Source organism: Corallococcus sp. CA041A (assembly GCF_003612075.1).
GTDB classification, from domain to species: domain Bacteria; phylum Myxococcota; class Myxococcia; order Myxococcales; family Myxococcaceae; genus Corallococcus; species Corallococcus exiguus.
Genome location: NZ_RAWF01000577.1, coordinates 1 through 784, shown reverse-complemented (window position 1 = coordinate 784; position 784 = coordinate 1). Strand labels below are relative to the sequence as shown.

1 protein-coding gene is annotated in these 784 nt (G+C 68.9%); it reads right to left on the bottom strand.

What is annotated here, in order from left to right; all coding sequences use genetic code 11:
* Positions 1 to 515 (bottom strand): hypothetical protein (locus D7V77_RS46145; protein WP_217276372.1); only part of this gene is annotated, 515 nt, incomplete at its 3' end.
* Positions 516 to 784: the final 269 nt, after the last annotated feature.

Below are 784 nucleotides of genomic sequence, written 5' to 3'. Positions count from 1 at the left end.
GGAGCACGTGCTACCAGCTCCAGGACGCGGCGCGCTGGGAGTCGGGGGAAACCTGCGCGCAGGCGGAGTTCGAGTTGCTGCGGCATGCGGCGCGGGTGGCGGCGCGTCCGGGGCACGTGCTCCTCGTGCAGTCCCTGCAGCGGGCCTTCCTGGGAGGCGCAGCCCAATTGCTGCCACTCATGGGAGGAGACGCGCTGCGCGAGTGGGCCTTCCGCGTAATGGAAATCCTGCACGAGCGTGACGTGCAAGCACTTCAGCATGAGATGCCAGCGCTGCTGAAGGCGCGCGATGAGCGCGTGCTGAACGCATTCGCTCCCGCTGCCGCCTCCGCTCCCCAGGAGCAGGCTTCCCCCGAGGCTCCATGCGCTCCTGAGGACCTTCGTGGTTCCTCCGTGCCGGTCGCCCCCCTGGACGATGCTTTGGAGACAGCGGCTTGCGAGGGCGAGCAGAGCCTCGGCCTCCTTGAGACGGCCGTCGAGGACACCGAGGCGTTCGGCGTTGCACTCCGTCCCCATGGCGAGACCGCCGCCTTGGATTCCGACAGCGGGACGCTGCTGACTTCTCCCGCCCCAGAGGATGCGTCCTGTGGACACGATGGAGGGGGCGCCGTGAGGGAGGTGGCGGGTGATGTTTCGCGCGACCTGGCTGACTGTTTGGCCGATGGAGGCGTTTCGTCCGGCGGGGGTGGCCTCCCGTCAGCGGATCCTCCCACCGGTTCCCTCGGACAATCGCGCGGCTCGGAATGAAAGGCGGGTGGACCGCTTCACGGGACCCTGGGTGGGTG